Consider the following 16,921-nt stretch of genomic DNA (forward strand, 5'->3'; position numbering starts at 1 on the left):
TTCGACCGCAGAGAGAGGCAGCGTATTTCGATTCAAATCAAACGCAAAGCGATCTGATCAGCGCCCGCGCCGCTTGCCCGGAACTTTCGACCGGAAACCGGGCGGACGCTTGCGCACCCAGTTCAGGAATTTCTCAAGCCTTGGATGGGCGCGCAGGGCCTCAACCGTGTTGAAGCTGCGCGCCAGCTCGGCCTCGGACAGGGTGGCGTGGACCTCTTTGTGGCAGATCTGGTGCAGCAGAACGGTTGGTCCGCCCTTGCCTCCTTTGAGTTTTGGGATCAGATGATGCAGGCTGCCGCCGCCATCGGGAATGGGGCGGTCGCAAAGCGGGCAGATCGGATCGCTGTTCGTCATGATTGGGAATGATGCGCCTGCGGGCGGCGAAGGCAAGAGGGCGAGGATGGCGCAGGCAGTGGTGATCGGGGCAGGACCGGCCGGGCTGATGGCGGCCGAGCAGCTTGCCCTTGCCGGTCACTCGGTTCTTGTGGCCGAGGCCAAGCCCTCGGTCGCGCGCAAGTTCCTGATGGCCGGAAAGTCGGGTCTGAACTTGACCAAGGATGAGCCCCTTGAGGCACTGATCCAATCGTATGTAGAAGCCGCAGACTGGCTGCGCCCGATGCTGGCTGAGTTTGATGCGCAGGCCGTGCAGAACTGGGCGCGCGCCTTGGGGCAAGAGCTTTTCACCGGCTCAACAGGCCGTGTTTTTCCAACCGTTATGAAAGCCTCACCCTTGCTGCGTGCATGGCTGGCGCGTCTGGCTGATCGCGGTGTCGAGATCAGAACCCGCTGGCGGTGGACCGGGTGGGAGGGCGACGCGCTGGCTTTTGATACCCCGGATGGTCCGCAACGGCTGCAGCCCGACGCAACTGTGCTTGCCATGGGCGGGGCCAGCTGGGCGCGGTTGGGCTCGGATGGAGCCTGGGCGCCATGGCTGGCAGAAAAAGCTGTGCAGCTTGCGCCCTTTGCAGCGGCAAATGCTGGGTTATTGGTCGACTGGTCGGATCACATGACCGCGCATTTTGGGGCGCCGATCAAAGGTGTCGCGCTACAAGCCGGAACCCAGCGCACACGCGGCGAGGCAGTGGTATCGGCCCGCGGCTTGGAAGGCGGGGGTATCTACTCTATCTGCAAGCCCGTGCGAGAGGGTGCGCCCCTGTCGATCGATTTGATGCCTGACCTGCCTGTCTCAGAAGTGGCGGCACGACTGGCAAAACCGCGCGGCAAGGCGAGCTTGTCCAATCACCTGCGCAAAGCTCTGAAGCTCGGGCCGGTGCGAACTGCGTTGCTGATGGAGTTCGCCCGTCCCCTTCCAAACGCGCCCGACGACGTCGCCGCACTGATCAAGGCCCTACCGGTACGCCACGCAGGATTGCGCCCGATGGATGAGGCGATCTCAACCGCTGGAGGGATCACACGCGCTGCCATGACCGACGGATTGATGCTGAGCGCGATGCCCGGAGTGTTCTGTGCCGGTGAGATGTTGGATTGGGAGGCACCTACCGGCGGCTATCTTCTCACCGCCTGTCTGGCGACCGGGCGCTGGGCTGGACGGGCTGCGGCGGACTGGTTGAACCGCTAACGCGACCGGGCCAGCATCGCCAGCCGGATCATCGCGCGTTCGACCAAGGCCATCGCAGGAGCCGTTTGCCCCGCCGAGCGCAGCGACAGGTCGGTATCTGTCAGCACTGTCAGCGCTGTCTGCAGCTTGGGCGCACCCCACCCTTGAGCCTGCCGCAAAATACGGTCGCGTCTTTTGCCATAGACGGGCGGGCGCAATTTGCCGATCCCTTGCGCCGCCCCACCGGGGTCGGAGGCACAGGCGTAAAGCGTGCGGAAATGCCTGGTCGCGCCGATGCACAGCGTCACCCCGTTGGTGCCCTGCGCCTGCAGGCGACGGATCAGCGGGCCTATTTCTCCGGCGCGGCCTTCGGCGACCACGTTCAATACATCATCTAGCGCGGCCTCGGTCGAGCGGGGCGCGCAGGCTTCGATGTCTTCGAGGCTGAGTTCGCTATCGTCGCCGCGTTTATACAGCGACAGCTTCTCGACCGTTTGGGTGAAATCACCGGGGCTGAGGCTGACCGCTAACTCTCCCAGCGCCGACATCGCGTCGCGCGGGATGTTCTGCAAGCCGGCTTGAGTCAGGATCCGTTCAACTTCGGCCCGAGAGGGCGGATCGTCGTATATGCCCACCGCATAGGCCGCCGGATGTGATTCGAAGGCCTTGCGGATTTTCGAGCTGGCTTTCAGCTGGCCCGCCGTCACGATGATCTGAGCATCTCCGGCCGTCCAATCCTCAAGCGCAGCAAGGATCGCGGGCGCGGCGGTATCGGTTGCTTCCTCCACGAACACCGCGCGGGGGCCGGGGAAAAACCCAACCGCTTTGACCGCATCCAGCAATAACGCCGGGTCACCGCGCAGATCGCTGTCGGGCATCCGGGTCAGGCGCATCTCTTCTTCGGCATTTGCCCCAAGCAACGCGGTCAACACCTGCTGGCGCTTCAAAGCCACGCGCATGGTGTCGGCGCCGTAGATCAGCAACCCGGTTTTGTCCGTGTCCGGTCTGGCAAAATACCCGTCAGCCTCGCGCGGGCTCAACTTCATGAGGTCAGGCCCGGCGTCGCATAGAGGCGATTGACGATCTGGTCGGACAGAATCACCATCAGGCGCTCTCGGGCGTCGCGCTCATCCGCAAGGGTCGAAACGCTGGAACCTGCCGCCGAATAGCCTACGAAATCCGTGACTGCGCCCGAGGCCAGAATCTGCCCGGTTTCATTCGATTTCAGCGTGTATTCGGCGCGCCCCTCGATGGACAAACGGTTGATTTCGTTGGTGGACGTGATCGCAGCTGCCTGGACGGCGGTCTCAACACGGACATCCAGACGGTAGGCATTGCCTGAGGTCGCGCTGCGCCCCAGCTTTTGTTCGAGGTTCTGAACCAGCAGGTAACTCTCGACCGTGTTCGGGGCCGATACCTCAACCTTGCCAAACAGTTCCGACCCCGCCCCACCAGGCGCATAGATCGGTTCAAACCCGCAGGCGGCCCCAAGAAAACAGGCAGCCAGCGGGGCAAACAAAAAACTTCTGCGGTTAAACGACGACATTCACGATCCGGCCCGGGACAACAATCACCTTCTTCGGCGCGGCTCCCTCCAACGCCTTTTGCACAGCTTCGGTGCTGAGCGCGATTTTTTCAACCTCATCCTTGGGCATATCCTTGGGCACGCTGATTTCCGCGCGGCGTTTGCCGTTGATCTGGATCGGCAAGGTGATGGTGTCATCGACCAGCATCGCCTCATCCGCGACCGGCCAAGCAGCTGTTGCCACAAGACCCTCACCACCCAGCAGCTGCCAGAGCTCCTCGGACAGGTGCGGCGTCATTAGCGACATCAACTGTGCCAAAGTCTTAGCGGCTTCACGCTTGGCCTCGGTCCCTGCTTTCGACTTCGCCAGAGTGTTGGTGAAGGCATAAAGCTTGGCAATCGAGGCGTTGAAGCCAAAGGATTCGACTCCCCCCGAAACATCATGGATCGCTTTGTGCATCTCGCGCAGCAGGGTTTCGTCTTCTCCATTGCCCGGAACGTCCGACTCGGCGATCTCGGACGCGATGCGATGCACACGGCTAAGGTGCTTGAACGCGGCCTCGGCGCCGGAAGCTGTCCATTCCACGTCCCGCTCGGGCGGCGAATCGGACAGGACGAACCAACGGGCAGTATCTGCGCCGAACGCCGAGATGATGCTGACTGGGTCCACGACGTTTTTCTTGGATTTCGACATTTTGGCCGACGGGATGATTTCGACCTCGGTGCCATCGGCCAATTTGCCGTCGGTCACGTCCTCGGGCAGGTGATAGACCGGGCGGCCATTCGCGTCGCGCGTCTGGTAGATCTCATGCGTTACCATGCCCTGAGTGAACAGTGCATTGAACGGCTCGATGGCCTTTTTCGGTAGGTGGCCGGTGATCTGCATCGCCCGTGCGAAGAAGCGCGAATAGAGCAGGTGCAGAATGGCATGCTCAATGCCGCCAATATACTGGTCGACATTCATCCAGTACTCGGCTTCTGCCAGATCGGTCGGGGTTTCCGCGCGTGGGGCGGTGAAGCGCGCGTAGTACCAAGACGAATCGACGAACGTGTCCATCGTATCGGTTTCACGCTTGGCCGGAGCGCCACAGGACGGGCAGGGCGTATCCCGCCAGCTGGGGTGGCGGTCCAGCGGATTGCCGGGGATTGAGAAGTCGATGGGTTTGCCGTTGCCGTCATCATAGGGCAGCTCGATCGGCAGATTCTCTTTCTTCTCGGGCACCGTGCCGCATTTTTCGCAGTGGACCACGGGAATCGGGCAGCCCCAGTAGCGCTGGCGGCTCAGACCCCAGTCGCGCAGACGGAATTTGGTGACACCTTCGCCCCAACCCGCCTTTTCGGCAAAATCGACAGTGGCGTTGATGGCCTCTTCGCCGGTTGCCTCGGTCAGACCCGCGAAATGGTTCACCCAGCGGACTTTCTCGGTTTTTGGCGGAACGAATGCGAGCTTGTCGACCGGAGACTCATCGTCCAGCGCAAAGAACGTATCGACCACGGGCAGGCCGTATTTGCGGCAGAAATCCAGATCGCGCTGGTCATGGGCCGGGCAGGCGAAGATCGCGCCGGTGCCGTAATCCATCAGGATGAAATTCGCGATCCAGACCGGTAATTCCCAATTCGGATCCAGCGGGTGCTTCACCTTGATGCCAGTGTCATAGCCCAGCTTCTCGGCGGTCTCGATCGCTTCTTCGGTGGTGCCACCCTTGCGGCATTCAGAAACGAATTCAGCGACTTCCGGGTTTTCGGCCTCAAGCTTTTTGGCAATCGGGTGATCTGGTGAGATACCGACAAAAGACGCGCCCAGCAGGGTGTCGGGGCGAGTCGTATAGACGGTGATCGGCTCACCTCCGTCGGTGCGTTCAAAGCCAAATTGCAGGCCACGCGACTTGCCGATCCAGTTCTCTTGCATCAGGCGGACTTTGGCGGGCCAGTTTTCAAGCGCGTCTAGCGCGTCCAGCAATTCCTCGGAATAGTCCGAGATCTTGAAGAACCATTGCGTCAGCTCGCGCCGTTCCACCAGCGCGCCCGAACGCCAGCCGCGCCCGTTTTCAACCTGCTCATTGGCCAGAACGGTCATATCGACCGGGTCCCAGTTCACGACGGCGTTCTTGCGATAAACCAGACCGGCTTCGAGCATATCGAGGAACAGCGCTTGCTGCTGGCCATAATATTCCGGGTCACAGGTGGCGAATTCGCGCGACCAGTCGATCGACAGGCCCAGAGGTTTCATCTGCCCGCGCATGTCGGCGATATTGCCATAGGTCCAGTCTTTGGGGTGGCCGCCAATCGCCATCGCGGCGTTTTCGGCCGGCATACCGAACGCGTCCCACCCCATCGGGTGCAGGACGTTATGGCCGGTCGCCAGCTTGTGCCGCGCGATCACGTCGCCCATCGTATAGTTGCGCACATGCCCCATATGGATTCGGCCAGATGGGTAGGGAAACATCTCAAGCACGTAGTATTTCGGCTTGTCCGCCTTGTGGTCGGCGGTGAAGATTCCGGCCTTGTCCCAGGCCTCTTGCCATTTTGTTTCGATTTCACTGGCCGAGTAGCGCGACATCATGCGGTCCTTCGTAACTGAAAACGCCGGGTAGGAACCCGGCGTGGTCTTTAGAGCGATTTTGATCGGGTTGCTAGAACTTGTTGTCTGCAATCCGTAGCTGTCTTGCGCGCGAGAGGATCGCATCCTCAACCGCGCGGGTCGTTGCGGCGCTGACCGGAGAGCCCCCGCTGGACTGCAGCGCAACCGAAAGGGAGCGCGCCGCAAGCGCCGGGTCACTTATATGCACGGTGGCGCGATACTGCCGCCCACCGCCCGGAGGGGTGCCGTAACCCGTTACGATTACACCGGTAAAGGGATCAACCTCTTGCACGGGCAGGAAATTCAGAACATCCAATGACGCCGCCCATAGGTAACGGTTCACGTTGGTGGTCTGCTCGGCATTGTTGGGGCCGAAGATATCCCAGATCGACGTACGTTCGGGATCATCCAGCTCGCGCTCATCGGTGCGGGTGCTGTTCGAGGTAAGTAGGTCCGGGTTCGTAACGGCGCTGCGATTCTGTCCACACGCTGCAAGAGTGGCAGTCAGAAAGATCAAACCCAAAGTCGTCGGCAAGCGCATCGTTGGTCGGTCCTGTTTCGCTATAATTGCGGTCATTGGAAGCTACTCCTAGCCAAGGACCCTTTGCGCAACAAGCCTATTCTTATCAAATCCCACTATATCCGCGCGATGGAGCGGTGATTAGGACTGTGGCATCCTTGCACCAATCCAACTTCAATGCGGTCCCGGTATTTAGGCCAACCTTGCACAAAGGGGGGGAAAAGAGCGAAACGATGTCCGTGCTGAGACATATGCTTTGCATGTGTCGAGTAGATAAAACTTTTTGAAACCGAGGGAAACAAGATGAAAAAAGTTCTCTTCGCAACGACGGCGCTGGTAGCGACCGCAGGCGTTGCAGCAGCTGAAGTTAACTTCAGCGGTTACGGCCGTTTTGGTCTGGGTTACGTTGAAGATCGTAGCCGCACCGTAACTGCTACCGGTCCTGGCGCCGATGGCCTGAACGGAACCGCCGACGACGTAAGCGCGTCCGGTTCGATCGAATCCGATGACGTTATCCTGGTCTCGCGCTTCCGTCTGAACATTGACGGCATCGCAGAAACCGATGGCGGCGTTCGCTTCGAAGGTCGTATCCGTGTACAGGCTGACGACGATGGCCAAGGTGAAGCTGGTACAGCTCAGCTGAACGGCGCACGTTACTCGGTTATCTTCGGTGGTCTGCGTGTTGACGCTGGCAACATCGCCGGTTCGTTTGACAACCTTGCAAACTACTACGGCTACGAAGTTGGTCTGGAAACATTCCTGGGTCAGTACTCGGGTGTTGACTATAGCTTTGCGACCTACAGCTCGTCGGGCGCAGGCGTAAACGGCGTCTTCTTCCAGTACGCTGTTGGTGACTTCGCATTCGGCGCGTCGTACGACCAAGCCGCATCGATCACTTCGACCGGTACAGCGGGTAGCCCCGACCTCGTTCTGACCGAAGAAGATGCAGACCGTTGGGACATCAGCGCGACCTACACCTTCGACAACATCACTGCCGCTCTGGCCTACGGTCAGACCGACGGTGGTTCGGGTGACGACCCAAGCCTGCTCGTTTTCACCTTGGGTGCTGAGTTTGGTGACTTCGCAGGTACTCTGTTTGTTGCAGACGATAACACCGAAGTAGATGCCACCGACGGCACTGCATACGGTCTGTCGGTTGCCTACAACGTTGGCGCTGCGACCACCATCCAGTTCGTCTACGGTGACGGTTCGGCTGATGGCGATACCCGCAACGTTGGTATCGGCGCTCACTACGACCTGGGTGGCGGTGTATCGCTGCGCGGTGGTATCGGCCAGATCAAAAACGGTGAAGACGACAGCTTTGTCCGCGCCGACTTTGGTGCCCAGTTCAACTTCTAAGTTGATCTGAACCACACGGTTCTAGGGCGGGTCTTCGGACCCGCCCTTTTCTTTTCGCCGACTTGGTGTTTGTCTCGCTGCAAACCAGATTTAAGGATCGCTATGTCGCTGTCAGAGATTTCCGCCCGTATCGCAAAAGCCGAAGCCAAAGCCGGGCGGGCTGCGGGGTTGGTGAAGCTGATCGCCGTATCCAAAGTGCAACCAAACGAGCGTGTGCAGGATGTGCTGGAACAGGGCCACCGGTGCTTTGGCGAGAACCGCGTGCAGGAAGCGGCCGGTAAATGGCCCGCGTTCAAGGAACAATTCGAAGGAATTGATCTTCACCTAATCGGCCCTTTGCAAACCAACAAAGCCCGGCAGGCGATGGAGCTTTGCGATGCCATCCACTCGGTCGATCGCCCGAAATTGGCAAAAACTCTGGCGCGGTTGGCGCAGGAGCTGGGGTCCTGTCCGGACCTGTTCATCCAGGTCAATACGGGCGAAGAGGAACAGAAGGCCGGTATCCTTCCTGCAGATGCGGATGGGCTCATTGCAGAATGCCGGACGCTGGAACTGCCAGTTCGCGGTCTGATGTGCATCCCGCCGGTCGAGGAAGAACCCACGCTGCATTTTGCCTTGCTGGCCAAGATTGCCGCCCGCAACGGCCTCGAGGGTCTTTCGATGGGCATGAGCGGTGATTTCGAACAGGCGATAGCGCTGGGGGCTACCCACGTGCGCGTTGGCTCGGCGATCTTTGGCGAACGGGTCAGACCTCAGGAATGATCAGGCGGGTGCCGGGCGTGATCCGCTCGGCTATCCAGCGCAGGTGGTCGCGACGGAAGGCGACACAGCCCTCGGTCGGATAACCCAACCTCCGCCATTGGTGCAGGAAGATGGCAGAGCCTTTGTCCGGCACCGCATTCGGCCAGTTCCAATCGGTCAGCAGCACCAGATCATAGAGAGGGTCCGCGCGGCGTAGCCGTTCATGGCTGAACGGATAGGGGGCGGTGACCAGTTGGTTATAACGACTGTCCTTCGAATCGTCCGACCACAGGTCTTGCGGGCCGATCGGAATGGCCCATGACGTGGGGGCCGAGATCCGATCCGCGCGGTAGAGCATGCCGACAATGCGATGAACACCGACTGGCGTGGCGCCATCGCCTTCGCGTTTAGTGGTACTTCGCCCGCCTTTCCCGATCGAGCAAGGAAAGGACCGCCCCCGGAACCGAATGCCCCGTGGGGTCAGCACCAAGTCTTCGGGCGTCACAGCAAATGCCCGGATTTCGAGGCCTTGGTCTCAAGATATCCGCGGTTATGGGCGGTTTCCCCGACCTTCAGCGGAACCCGCTCTGCGACGGCGATTCCAGTGCGCTCCATCATGGCGATCTTCGCGGGATTGTTGGTCAGCAACCGGACCGAGCTGAAGCCCAGCGATTTCAGAATATCCGACCCGAGGCGGAAATCGCGCTCATCATCTTCAAATCCAAGGCGATGGTTGGCTTCGACTGTGTCAAAGCCCTGATCCTGCAGGAAATAAGCGCGCATCTTGTTGGCCAGTCCGATTCCGCGCCCTTCCTGGTTCAGATAGAGCAACACGCCTGCACCCTCGGTACCCATCTGAGCCAGTGCGCCGCGCAGCTGAGGGCCGCAGTCGCATTTTAGGCTGCCCATGATGTCGCCGGTAAAACACGCAGAATGAAGCCGCGCCAAGACGGGCTTGCTGCGATCCGGTCGCCCGACCTCGACCGCGTAATGCTCTTCCCCGCCGTCTTCAGGGCGGAAAACGTGCAACCGACCGGCCTCGGACACTTCCATCGGCAAGCGCGCGGCGACAACCGGGTGCAACGCGCTGCGATCTGCCAGATGCGGCGCGGCGAGTGTGTGATCTATGCAAGTCAACCCGTGGGTCGCCACAAAACTGCGGCCATCTTCGACCGGCAGCACCACGGCGGCAGGCAGCAATCGGGCGGATTTGGCCAGAGCGATGGCAATGCGGTGCAGGTTGGCATTGCCCTGCCTTTCGGTCATCAGAGGGCCTTTCATCGGCGCATTCAGATCATCCGATGGGTCCGCCACGGCTTGTACCCATGCCATGTCTGCATCCGCCGGGATCAACACCCGCGCCAGATCGCCATCGTAAGCGCGTGCTTTTAGCGTTTCCGCCCGTCGCCCGGTGATGGCCACCACAGGTGTCCCACCCAAACTGCGTAGATCGGCAAGTCGTTGGGGTGTGATCGTCTCGGCCGAGATGGCCAGAACGCTGCCGCCATTGTCATCCACCAGCACGATTGGCACGCCCATCCGCAGGTCAGCCCGCGCGCGCGCCAGCAATTCGGTGATATCGGGGATGAGACTCATCTATGTTACCCTATAACGTTCGACCCTTTTCCTAGCGCTTTCGGCTGGAATTGTGAAACATTTCCGCTGCGTCTGACACGAAGGCGTGAGACGGTTGCAGTAAATCTTGTTGATTGCATATTCCACACGCAAGTGATGGGAAAGGCTTTGGAGGACCCAAGAATGGCTCAGCTCAAGAAAATCCTGTTGGTGGATGATGACGAGGACCTGCGCGAGGCGCTCAGCGAGCAACTTGTGATGACCGAGGATTTCGACGTGTTCGAAGCCTCTGACGGAGCGTCCGCGATGGAGCGCGCGCGCGAAGCGATCTATGACCTCGTGATTCTGGATGTGGGTCTTCCTGACACGGACGGTCGAGAGTTGTGCCGCCTTATGCGCAAGCAGGGCGTCAAAAGCCCGATCCTTATGCTGACGGGCCATGACAGTGACGCCGACACGATCCTGGGTCTCGATGCCGGTGCCAATGACTATGTCCCCAAGCCGTTCAAATTCCCGGTTCTGCTGGCCCGTATCCGCGCGCAGTTGCGTCAGCATGAACAGTCCGAAGACGCCGTATTCGTGCTTGGTCCCTACACGTTCAAGCCTGCAATGAAGATGCTGATCACCGAGGAAGACCGGAAAATCCGTCTGACCGAGAAGGAAACCAACATCCTCAAGTTCCTCTACCGCTCGACCGATGGTGTGGTGGCGCGCGACGTCCTGCTACATGAGGTCTGGGGCTATAACGCGGGTGTGACGACCCACACGCTCGAGACGCACATCTACCGCCTGCGTCAGAAAATCGAGCCTGATCCGTCAAATGCTCGCCTTTTGGTCACAGAGTCAGGTGGATATCGACTGGTATCTTGATCCGAGGTGGATTGATTTGGATCAAAGTGATACCCTGAAGTCATAATTAGGTTACTCCCAACCCGTGCATGTCCGGGTAATGACATGTACCTCCCTGTTGGACTGCCGGGCCAGATGGCCCGGCTTTTTTTCGTTGAGCGTGTCCACAATCGCTCATGCCCCGGCGTTGGGCTGCCTATCACTACACGCTCAGAAAATGTTTGTTCAATCGGCAAGATGCGTCAGTTGAACCAGTTTCTGAGGCATAGCTCCTTTCACGGCCTACGCAATTCAGGGGTTGCACTACGGTCGACGGGATGCCATTTGTTCCTAATATGTTCCATCTTTTTCGCGAGGTATATTATGTCCCTAAATTACGTGATGATCGGTTCAAACGATGTAGCAAAGGCTAGGGACTACTTCGATGCCGTCCTGCCCTTGATTGGTGGAACGGTGGTCATGGAATTCATGCCCCATGGGTTTTGCTATGGTCTGCGCGGTGGTGGGCGGATTTGGGTCGCTCCGCCGTACAACAAGGAAGCAGCAACGCCAGGCAATGGGAATATGGTCGGTTTGCTGTGCGAAAGTGAAGAAGAAGTGCAAGCAGCCCATGCGGCGGCACTCTCTGCGGGCGGAACCAACGAAGGGGAGCCGGGTCCACGCCCGCAATATGGCCCTGACTTCTATGGAGCTTACGTGCGGGATCTTGATGGCAACAAAATGAGTTTCGTCTATTTCGGCGATGCGGACTGATCGCAGCAAAAGCTCTTGTCGCCCGCATAGCAGTCATTGACGAACCCTAGCCGTTTGTGGCCTGTTCTCGTGGCGCCCAACGCCGTGCCACGCCAAGCCCGACTTTGACAGAGGATTCCCCTACTATGCCCTTCACCCTTGCTACCTGGAACATCAACTCGGTCCGCCTGCGCGAGCCTATCGTGCTGAAATTGCTGCAGGAAGAAGCTCCGGATGTGCTGTGTTTGCAGGAATGCAAGTCTCCGGTTGAAAAGATTCCGACCGAAGGCTTCGCGGAACTGGGGTACACCCACATGGTGGCCCGAGGGCAGAAGGGCTACAATGGTGTCGCCATTCTATCGCGCATCCCGATGGAGGAAATCGGCGACAAGGATTTTGCCGATCTCGGCCATGCCCGTCATATCGCGGCGCGGTTGGAAAATGGCGTCACCATCCAGAACTTCTACGTCCCCGCGGGAGGGGATGTGCCGGATCGTGAGGTGAACGAGAAGTTCGGGCAAAAGCTAGACTACCTCGCCGATATGCGCGACTGGTTCCATTCGGAAAAGCCCGCGAAATCCATTCTGGTCGGCGATCTTAACATCGCCCCACGCGAGGATGATGTCTGGTCGCACAAACAACTTCTCAAGGTCGTCTCGCACACGCCGATCGAGGTTGAGGCGCTGGCCGAAACACAAGATGCGGGCGGTTGGGTCGATATCACCCGGCAGGATATCCCCGAAGGGCAGCTTTATAGCTGGTGGTCCTACCGGGCGCGCGATTGGGACGCTGCTGACAAGGGCCGGCGCCTGGATCACGTTTGGGCCACCCCGGATATCTCGAACTCTGGGCATTCCAGCCGCGTCCTTCGGGACGCGCGCGGGTGGGAAAAACCAAGCGATCACGCCCCCGTTTTCGCCAGTTTCGACCTCTAGATTCGCAACTCGGCCCTTGGTTTCTGCAGCAAGTGATTGCATATAGGGCGCACGTTTGAACCGGAGAGTGAATGCCATGGACCTTCTGAGCGGCGCGGAAAGCACCTCAGCCACCGATCTGATCAAGGACAGCAGCGAAGCCACCTTTATGGAGGATGTTGTCGAGGCGTCTCAGGATGTTCCGGTGATCGTGGATTTCTGGGCCCCTTGGTGTGGCCCGTGCAAGACGCTTGGGCCTGCGCTGGAAGAGGCGGTGACCGCTGCCAAGGGTGCGGTCAAGATGGTTAAGATCAACGTGGATGAGGCGCAAATGATCGCGTCTCAGATGCGCATCCAGTCGATTCCAACTGTCTATGCATTCTTCAAGGGTCAGCCGGTGGACGGCTTTCAGGGCGCGTTGCCGGGGTCCGAGATCAAGGCCTTTATCGACCGCGTGATTGAGGCGGCCGGAGGCGAAAGCCCCGGTGGTCAACTGGAGGATGCCGTGCAGGCGGCTGAGGAAATGCTGGCTGAAGGTGCAGCCGTAGATGCAGCGCAAACCTTTGCCGCAATTCTGGGCGAGGACCCCAACCATGCCGCTGCCTATGGTGGTCTGGTGCGTGCGCATATTGCCTCGGGCGATCTGGAACAGGCCGAGGCGATCCTGAACGGTGCGCCTGCCGAGATATCCAACGCTCCGGAACTCGAAGCCGCTCATGCCCAGTTGGAGCTGGCCAGGCAGGCGGCGGATGCGGGCCCGGTGGCCGAGTTGACCGCAGCCGTTGAGGCCGATCCCGACAATCATCAGACCCGGTTCGATCTGGCGCAGGCCTTGCACGCCAATGGCGATGTAGAAGAGGCAGTGACACAGCTGTTGGAGCTGTTCCGCCGCGATCGTGAGTGGAACGAGGGTGCTGCCAAAACGCAGTTGTTCACGATCTTCGACGCGCTCAAGCCAAACGATCCGATTGTTCTGAACGGGCGGCGCAAACTCAGCTCGATGATATTTGCCTAATTTCGGATCAGAGCTAGACTCGGGACTATGATTCATCCCGCCGACTTGCCGGATACGATATCCGTGTTTCCACTGCCCGGGGCGCTGTTGCTGCCCCGGTCGCGACTTCCGTTGCACATCTTCGAGCCACGCTACCTGCAGATGCTTGACGATGCCCTGAAAACGAAGGAGCGGCTGATCGGAATGGTTCAGCCGAACCCCTCGCTGAGCGATGAAACAAAGCTACATCGTATCGGTTGTGCTGGTCGCGTAACGCAATTCTCCGAGACTGAGGATGGCCGCTATTTGATCACCCTGACCGGTGTGTCCCGGTTCCGTATCAAATCCGAACTGGACGCTTTTACGCCGTATCGCAGGTGCGAAGTGTCCTGGGAAGGGTTTGACCGCGATCTGGGCAAGGCCGAGAAGGACGACGTGTTCGACCGCAGCCGCTTTCTGAACCTGCTGGAACGCTTCTTCGACTCGCGTGATCTGTCGACCGATTGGGATTCGCTGAAAGAAGCTGATGATGAGCTCTTGGTGAATTCGCTGTCGATGCTGATGGATTTCGATCCCGAAGACAAACAGGCCTTACTAGAAGCCCCCTGTCTGCGCACAAGGCGTGAGACACTGGTGACATTGATCGAATTCGCGCTGCGGGGCGGATCAAACGAGGAAAAATTGCAATGAGCGAGCCTGAACACGCTTTTGACCGCCACATGCTTGAGGCGCTGATTTGCCCTCAGACGCATACGACGCTGCACTATGATGCGGACAAGCAGGAGTTGGTGTCGAAGGCTGCCGGTCTGGCCTTTCCGATCCGCAACGGCATCCCGGTGATGCTGGTCGATGAAGCCCGCGCGTTGGACTGAGCGTTTTTGAACGCTAAAGAACGCTCTAGATCGGCCGTCCTTGCAACAGCTTCGGCAGGTCGCCGGTCAACCCGGCGGCTTCGCGAACAAAGCCCCGGCGCAGGCCGGGCAGGGATCCGACAATGCCCATCCCGATGTCCCGCCCAAGGCGCAGCAGCGGGTTGTCGTTCGAAAACAGCTTGTTGAACATATCGGTCGCCATCGCCAGCGAGGCCGTGTCGAACCGCCGCCATTCCTGATAGCGCTCCAGCACCAGAACCGAGCCGATATCCTCGCCGCGCCGTCCGGCCAAGGTCAGCACTTCGGCCAACGCACCCACGTCCCGCAGCCCGGCGTTCAGGCCCTGGCCTGCAATGGGGTGCATCCCGTGTGCGGCGTCGCCAACAAGGGCCAGTCGATCCGAGATGAAGGAATTGGCGATGGTCAGGTTCAACGGATAGGTGAAGCGGTCGCCCTGCAGACGAATGTCGCCCAGAAAATCTCCAAACCGGGGGCGCAAGACCTGCAGATACTCGGCCTCGGGCAGGGTGTTGATACGCTGTGCGACTTCGGTGCGTTCGCTCCAGACGATCGAGCTGCGATTGCCGGTCAGTGGCAGGATCGCAAGTGGGCCGGGAGGCATGAAGAACTGATGGGCAATGCCGTGATGCGGCAGTTCGTGTTCAATCGCGCAGACAAGGGCAGTCTGGCCGTAATCCCAACCGGTACGCTTGATCCCGGCGCGGGACGCGGTTCCGCTGCTGCGCCCGTCGCAGCCTACGATCAGATGGCCGTCAACACTCGCACCATCATCCAGCTTCAACGTCACGCCGGTTGCATCGACCTGTTGCGAAACGACCGTTCTGCCGTTGATCTGGGTGATCGCTTTGTCTTGCGCCATCGCCTCAAGAAACGCGCGGCGCAGGTGGCGATCTTCGACCATGTAGCCCATCGGGCCTTCCTCGATCTCGGTATGGTCGAAATGCATGAAAAAGGGTGATGGCCCGATACCCGCATGGCCGTCGGTGACCTTGATCTCAAGCATGGGCTGGGCATGTTCCTCGACCCGCTCCCACACGCCGATTGCATCGAGCAACCGCTTTGACGCCAGCGCCAGCGCATAAGACCGCCCGTCGAATGCCGCGTTTTTGCGGACCTTTTCGCCCAACGTGTCTATCACGCAAACAGAATGCCCGGTTTGCGCCAGTGCCAATGCCAGGGCCGCGCCGTTCAGGCCTCCGCCCACGATCAGGATTTTCGATGCCTGTGTCATGCCCTGCAATATGCGCGCCCTTTCGGGATTGTCCATGTGCGGTCCTGTCGCTACCGTCCCAGAAAGTCAGACGCAAGGAGGGGTGTGATGCAGGAATGGCTAACCATGACGGCCTGTGATTTGGGCCGTGGTATCGGTATGGGGCAAATCGACCCCGTTGAATTGACCGAGACCTATCTGGCCGCCATTGACGCCCATCCCCATCGCGACCGTATCTATGCGCGCGTCACCCATGACCGCGCCCGGTCTGAGGCGAAAGCCGCGAAAGAGCGCGCCGCCTTAGGCTTGCGTCGATCCTTGCTGGATGGCGTGCCGATCAGCTGGAAGGATCTGTTCGACACGGCTGGTATTGGAACCGAGGCGGGCTCGGCCCTGTTGAAAGGGCGCGTGCCGGACGCGGATGCGGTGGTTTTGCGCAACGCAACGGCCATGGGCACCGTTTGCCTTGGTAAAACCCATATGAGCGAGCTGGCGTTTTCAGGGCTTGGCCTGAACCCGATCACGGACACCCCGCCTTGTGTGGATGATGAGGACGCCGTGCCGGGCGGCTCATCCTCGGGGGCCGGGGCCTCGGTGGCCTGGGGGCTGGCGGCCTGCGGGATTGGCTCGGACACGGGTGGGTCGGTGCGCATACCGGCGGCTTGGAACAATCTGGTGGGGCTGAAAACCACGGCCGGTCGGCTCAGCCTCGAAGGGGTCGTGCCGCTCTGTCTGCGGTTCGATACGGTTGGCCCTCTGGCGCGTTCCGTCGAAGATGCCGCCCATATGCTGGCTTTGCTTGAAGGCGGCACGCCGGCGGATCTGCGGGGTGCCAGCCTGAAAGGCCGCCGCTTTGCCGAGTTGCAAAACGTCGCCAAGGACGACCTGCGCGATGCGCCGCGACAGGCCTTCGACGATGCGCTGGACCGTTTGCGCGATGCCGGGGCCGAGATCGTGCCGCTGGAGGTGCCTGAACTGCACGATGCAATGGCGCTTTCGGGTGTGCTCTACACGACCGAGGCCTACGGGCTGTGGAAAGACGTCATCGAAGCCAACCCCGAAGCGATGTATCCTGAGATTCTTGAACGGTTTCGCACAGGCAAGGACGTGTCAGGCCCCGACTATGTGGCCGCGTGGTCCAAGCTCAAGGCCTGCCGCGCGGCATGGGATGCGGCGACCGCTGAGTTTGATGCGGTTCTGGCGCCAACCGCTCCCATCCTACCGCCCAACCTAGAGCGGCTCCTCAGCGATCACGACTATTACGTGACCGAGAATCTGCTGGCCCTGCGCAACACGCGTATCGGCAATCTGATGGGGCTTGCGGCGCTGACCCTGCCGACCGGAACTGCGGGCTGTGGCTTGATGATGCTGGGCTATCCCGGCTCGGAAGAAGCACTGCTTCGGTTGGGTTCCGCGGCGGAAACCGCATTGGCGTGAATGCCACAATCCCCTGATTCGGAACCTCTTTGT

Annotated in this window: 18 protein-coding genes; 10 read left to right on the top strand and 8 right to left on the bottom strand. The window is 60.0% G+C overall.

Annotated elements, in window-relative coordinates; translation table 11 throughout:
• Positions 1–57 precede the first annotated feature (57 nt).
• On the bottom strand, positions 58–354 hold the full coding sequence (locus ACR0IP_RS11965) for an HNH endonuclease (protein ID WP_170483195.1): 297 nt from the start codon (positions 352–354) through the stop codon (positions 58–60).
• 46 nt (positions 355–400) lie between these two features.
• Here ACR0IP_RS11965 and ACR0IP_RS11970 point away from each other — a divergent pair, with 46 nt between their 5' ends.
• Positions 401–1,579 carry a TIGR03862 family flavoprotein gene (locus ACR0IP_RS11970; RefSeq protein WP_480525731.1) on the top strand — a complete coding sequence of 393 codons (1,179 nt, stop codon included), beginning with the start codon at positions 401–403 and terminating at the stop codon, positions 1,577–1,579.
• On the opposite strand, the gene holA is transcribed toward ACR0IP_RS11970, so the two are convergent.
• From holA to ACR0IP_RS11990, 4 genes are all read right to left on the bottom strand, one after another.
• Complete coding sequence (gene holA, locus ACR0IP_RS11975; protein WP_480525733.1) at positions 1,576–2,604, bottom strand: DNA polymerase III subunit delta; 1,029 nt, start codon at positions 2,602–2,604, stop codon at positions 1,576–1,578. The genes ACR0IP_RS11970 and holA overlap by 4 nt on opposite strands.
• The gene (gene lptE, locus ACR0IP_RS11980; RefSeq protein ID WP_480525735.1) at positions 2,601–3,104 is read right to left on the bottom strand and encodes an LPS assembly lipoprotein LptE; all 504 of its coding nucleotides are present in this window, start codon (positions 3,102–3,104) and stop codon (positions 2,601–2,603) included. Before lptE ends, holA begins: the two co-directional genes overlap by 4 nt.
• Entirely contained in the window at positions 3,091–5,643 is a 2,553-nt protein-coding gene (gene leuS, locus ACR0IP_RS11985; RefSeq protein ID WP_480525737.1) for a leucine--tRNA ligase, read from the bottom strand. Before leuS ends, lptE begins: the two co-directional genes overlap by 14 nt.
• 73 nt (positions 5,644–5,716) lie before the next feature.
• The gene (locus tag ACR0IP_RS11990) at positions 5,717–6,205 is read right to left on the bottom strand and encodes a DUF3576 domain-containing protein (protein ID WP_170376039.1); all 489 of its coding nucleotides are present in this window, start codon (positions 6,203–6,205) and stop codon (positions 5,717–5,719) included.
• Positions 6,206–6,487: 282 nt separating this feature from the next.
• Here ACR0IP_RS11990 and ACR0IP_RS11995 point away from each other — a divergent pair, with 282 nt between their 5' ends.
• Positions 6,488–7,543, top strand: a complete 1,056-nt coding sequence (locus tag ACR0IP_RS11995) for a porin (protein WP_170375596.1) — start codon at positions 6,488–6,490, stop codon at positions 7,541–7,543.
• Positions 7,544–7,645: 102 nt separating this feature from the next.
• On the top strand, positions 7,646–8,305 hold the full coding sequence (locus ACR0IP_RS12000; RefSeq protein WP_170690690.1) for a YggS family pyridoxal phosphate-dependent enzyme: 660 nt from the start codon (positions 7,646–7,648) through the stop codon (positions 8,303–8,305).
• On the opposite strand, the gene ACR0IP_RS12005 is transcribed toward ACR0IP_RS12000, so the two are convergent.
• Together ACR0IP_RS12005 and ribA are read right to left on the bottom strand one after the other, a co-directional pair.
• Complete coding sequence (locus tag ACR0IP_RS12005) at positions 8,289–8,789, bottom strand: L,D-transpeptidase family protein (protein ID WP_170690688.1); 501 nt, start codon at positions 8,787–8,789, stop codon at positions 8,289–8,291. The two genes, ACR0IP_RS12000 and ACR0IP_RS12005, sit on opposite strands and share 17 nt — an antisense overlap.
• Positions 8,786–9,880: a GTP cyclohydrolase II gene (gene ribA / locus ACR0IP_RS12010; RefSeq protein ID WP_480525740.1), complete on the bottom strand. Its 1,095-nt coding sequence runs from the start codon at positions 9,878–9,880 to the stop codon at positions 8,786–8,788. Before ribA ends, ACR0IP_RS12005 begins: the two co-directional genes overlap by 4 nt.
• A 162-nt stretch (positions 9,881–10,042) precedes the next feature.
• Between ribA and ACR0IP_RS12015 the strand changes: the two genes are divergently transcribed.
• From ACR0IP_RS12015 to ACR0IP_RS12040, 6 genes are all read left to right on the top strand, one after another.
• Positions 10,043–10,729 carry a response regulator transcription factor gene (locus tag ACR0IP_RS12015; RefSeq protein WP_170375588.1) on the top strand — a complete coding sequence of 229 codons (687 nt, stop codon included), beginning with the start codon at positions 10,043–10,045 and terminating at the stop codon, positions 10,727–10,729.
• A gap of 342 nt (positions 10,730–11,071) precedes the next feature.
• Positions 11,072–11,461, top strand: coding sequence for a VOC family protein (locus ACR0IP_RS12020; protein ID WP_170471399.1), 390 nt, complete (start codon positions 11,072–11,074; stop codon positions 11,459–11,461).
• A gap of 125 nt (positions 11,462–11,586) precedes the next feature.
• Positions 11,587–12,375, top strand: coding sequence for an exodeoxyribonuclease III (locus ACR0IP_RS12025; RefSeq protein WP_480525741.1), 789 nt, complete (start codon positions 11,587–11,589; stop codon positions 12,373–12,375).
• A gap of 76 nt (positions 12,376–12,451) precedes the next feature.
• Complete coding sequence (gene trxA / locus ACR0IP_RS12030; protein ID WP_480525742.1) at positions 12,452–13,369, top strand: thioredoxin; 918 nt, start codon at positions 12,452–12,454, stop codon at positions 13,367–13,369.
• A 27-nt stretch (positions 13,370–13,396) separates the two neighbouring features.
• Complete coding sequence (locus ACR0IP_RS12035; protein WP_170690679.1) at positions 13,397–14,038, top strand: LON peptidase substrate-binding domain-containing protein; 642 nt, start codon at positions 13,397–13,399, stop codon at positions 14,036–14,038.
• Entirely contained in the window at positions 14,035–14,220 is a 186-nt protein-coding gene (locus ACR0IP_RS12040) for a Trm112 family protein (RefSeq protein WP_170460087.1), read from the top strand. Before ACR0IP_RS12035 ends, ACR0IP_RS12040 begins: the two co-directional genes overlap by 4 nt.
• Before the next feature lie 25 nt (positions 14,221–14,245).
• On the opposite strand, the gene ACR0IP_RS12045 is transcribed toward ACR0IP_RS12040, so the two are convergent.
• Positions 14,246–15,508: an FAD-dependent monooxygenase gene (locus tag ACR0IP_RS12045; protein ID WP_480525745.1), complete on the bottom strand. Its 1,263-nt coding sequence runs from the start codon at positions 15,506–15,508 to the stop codon at positions 14,246–14,248.
• Between the two features lie 51 nt (positions 15,509–15,559).
• Between ACR0IP_RS12045 and ACR0IP_RS12050 the strand changes: the two genes are divergently transcribed.
• Complete coding sequence (locus ACR0IP_RS12050; protein ID WP_480525747.1) at positions 15,560–16,888, top strand: amidase; 1,329 nt, start codon at positions 15,560–15,562, stop codon at positions 16,886–16,888.
• The last annotated feature ends 33 nt before the right edge of the window (positions 16,889–16,921 follow it).

It is taken from the genome of Ruegeria sp. AL11, from assembly GCF_056540865.1.

Bases quoted from the DNA above. Each gene is read 5' to 3' on its own strand.
- ACR0IP_RS11965 (WP_170483195.1), bottom strand. From the start codon at position 354: ATGACGAACAGCGATCCGATCTGCCCGCTTTGCGACCGCCCCATTCCC.
- ACR0IP_RS11970 (WP_480525731.1), top strand. From the start codon at position 401: ATGGCGCAGGCAGTGGTGATCGGGGCAGGACCGGCCGGGCTGATGGCG.
- holA (WP_480525733.1), bottom strand. From the start codon at position 2,604: ATGAAGTTGAGCCCGCGCGAGGCTGACGGGTATTTTGCCAGACCGGAC.
- lptE (WP_480525735.1), bottom strand. From the start codon at position 3,104: ATGTCGTCGTTTAACCGCAGAAGTTTTTTGTTTGCCCCGCTGGCTGCC.
- leuS (WP_480525737.1), bottom strand. From the start codon at position 5,643: ATGTCGCGCTACTCGGCCAGTGAAATCGAAACAAAATGGCAAGAGGCC.
- ACR0IP_RS11990 (WP_170376039.1), bottom strand. From the start codon at position 6,205: ATGCGCTTGCCGACGACTTTGGGTTTGATCTTTCTGACTGCCACTCTT.
- ACR0IP_RS11995 (WP_170375596.1), top strand. From the start codon at position 6,488: ATGAAAAAAGTTCTCTTCGCAACGACGGCGCTGGTAGCGACCGCAGGC.
- ACR0IP_RS12000 (WP_170690690.1), top strand. From the start codon at position 7,646: ATGTCGCTGTCAGAGATTTCCGCCCGTATCGCAAAAGCCGAAGCCAAA.
- ribA (WP_480525740.1), bottom strand. From the start codon at position 9,880: ATGAGTCTCATCCCCGATATCACCGAATTGCTGGCGCGCGCGCGGGCT.
- ACR0IP_RS12015 (WP_170375588.1), top strand. From the start codon at position 10,043: ATGGCTCAGCTCAAGAAAATCCTGTTGGTGGATGATGACGAGGACCTG.
- ACR0IP_RS12020 (WP_170471399.1), top strand. From the start codon at position 11,072: ATGTCCCTAAATTACGTGATGATCGGTTCAAACGATGTAGCAAAGGCT.
- ACR0IP_RS12025 (WP_480525741.1), top strand. From the start codon at position 11,587: ATGCCCTTCACCCTTGCTACCTGGAACATCAACTCGGTCCGCCTGCGC.
- trxA (WP_480525742.1), top strand. From the start codon at position 12,452: ATGGACCTTCTGAGCGGCGCGGAAAGCACCTCAGCCACCGATCTGATC.
- ACR0IP_RS12035 (WP_170690679.1), top strand. From the start codon at position 13,397: ATGATTCATCCCGCCGACTTGCCGGATACGATATCCGTGTTTCCACTG.
- ACR0IP_RS12040 (WP_170460087.1), top strand. From the start codon at position 14,035: ATGAGCGAGCCTGAACACGCTTTTGACCGCCACATGCTTGAGGCGCTG.
- ACR0IP_RS12045 (WP_480525745.1), bottom strand. From the start codon at position 15,508: ATGGACAATCCCGAAAGGGCGCGCATATTGCAGGGCATGACACAGGCA.
- ACR0IP_RS12050 (WP_480525747.1), top strand. From the start codon at position 15,560: ATGCAGGAATGGCTAACCATGACGGCCTGTGATTTGGGCCGTGGTATC.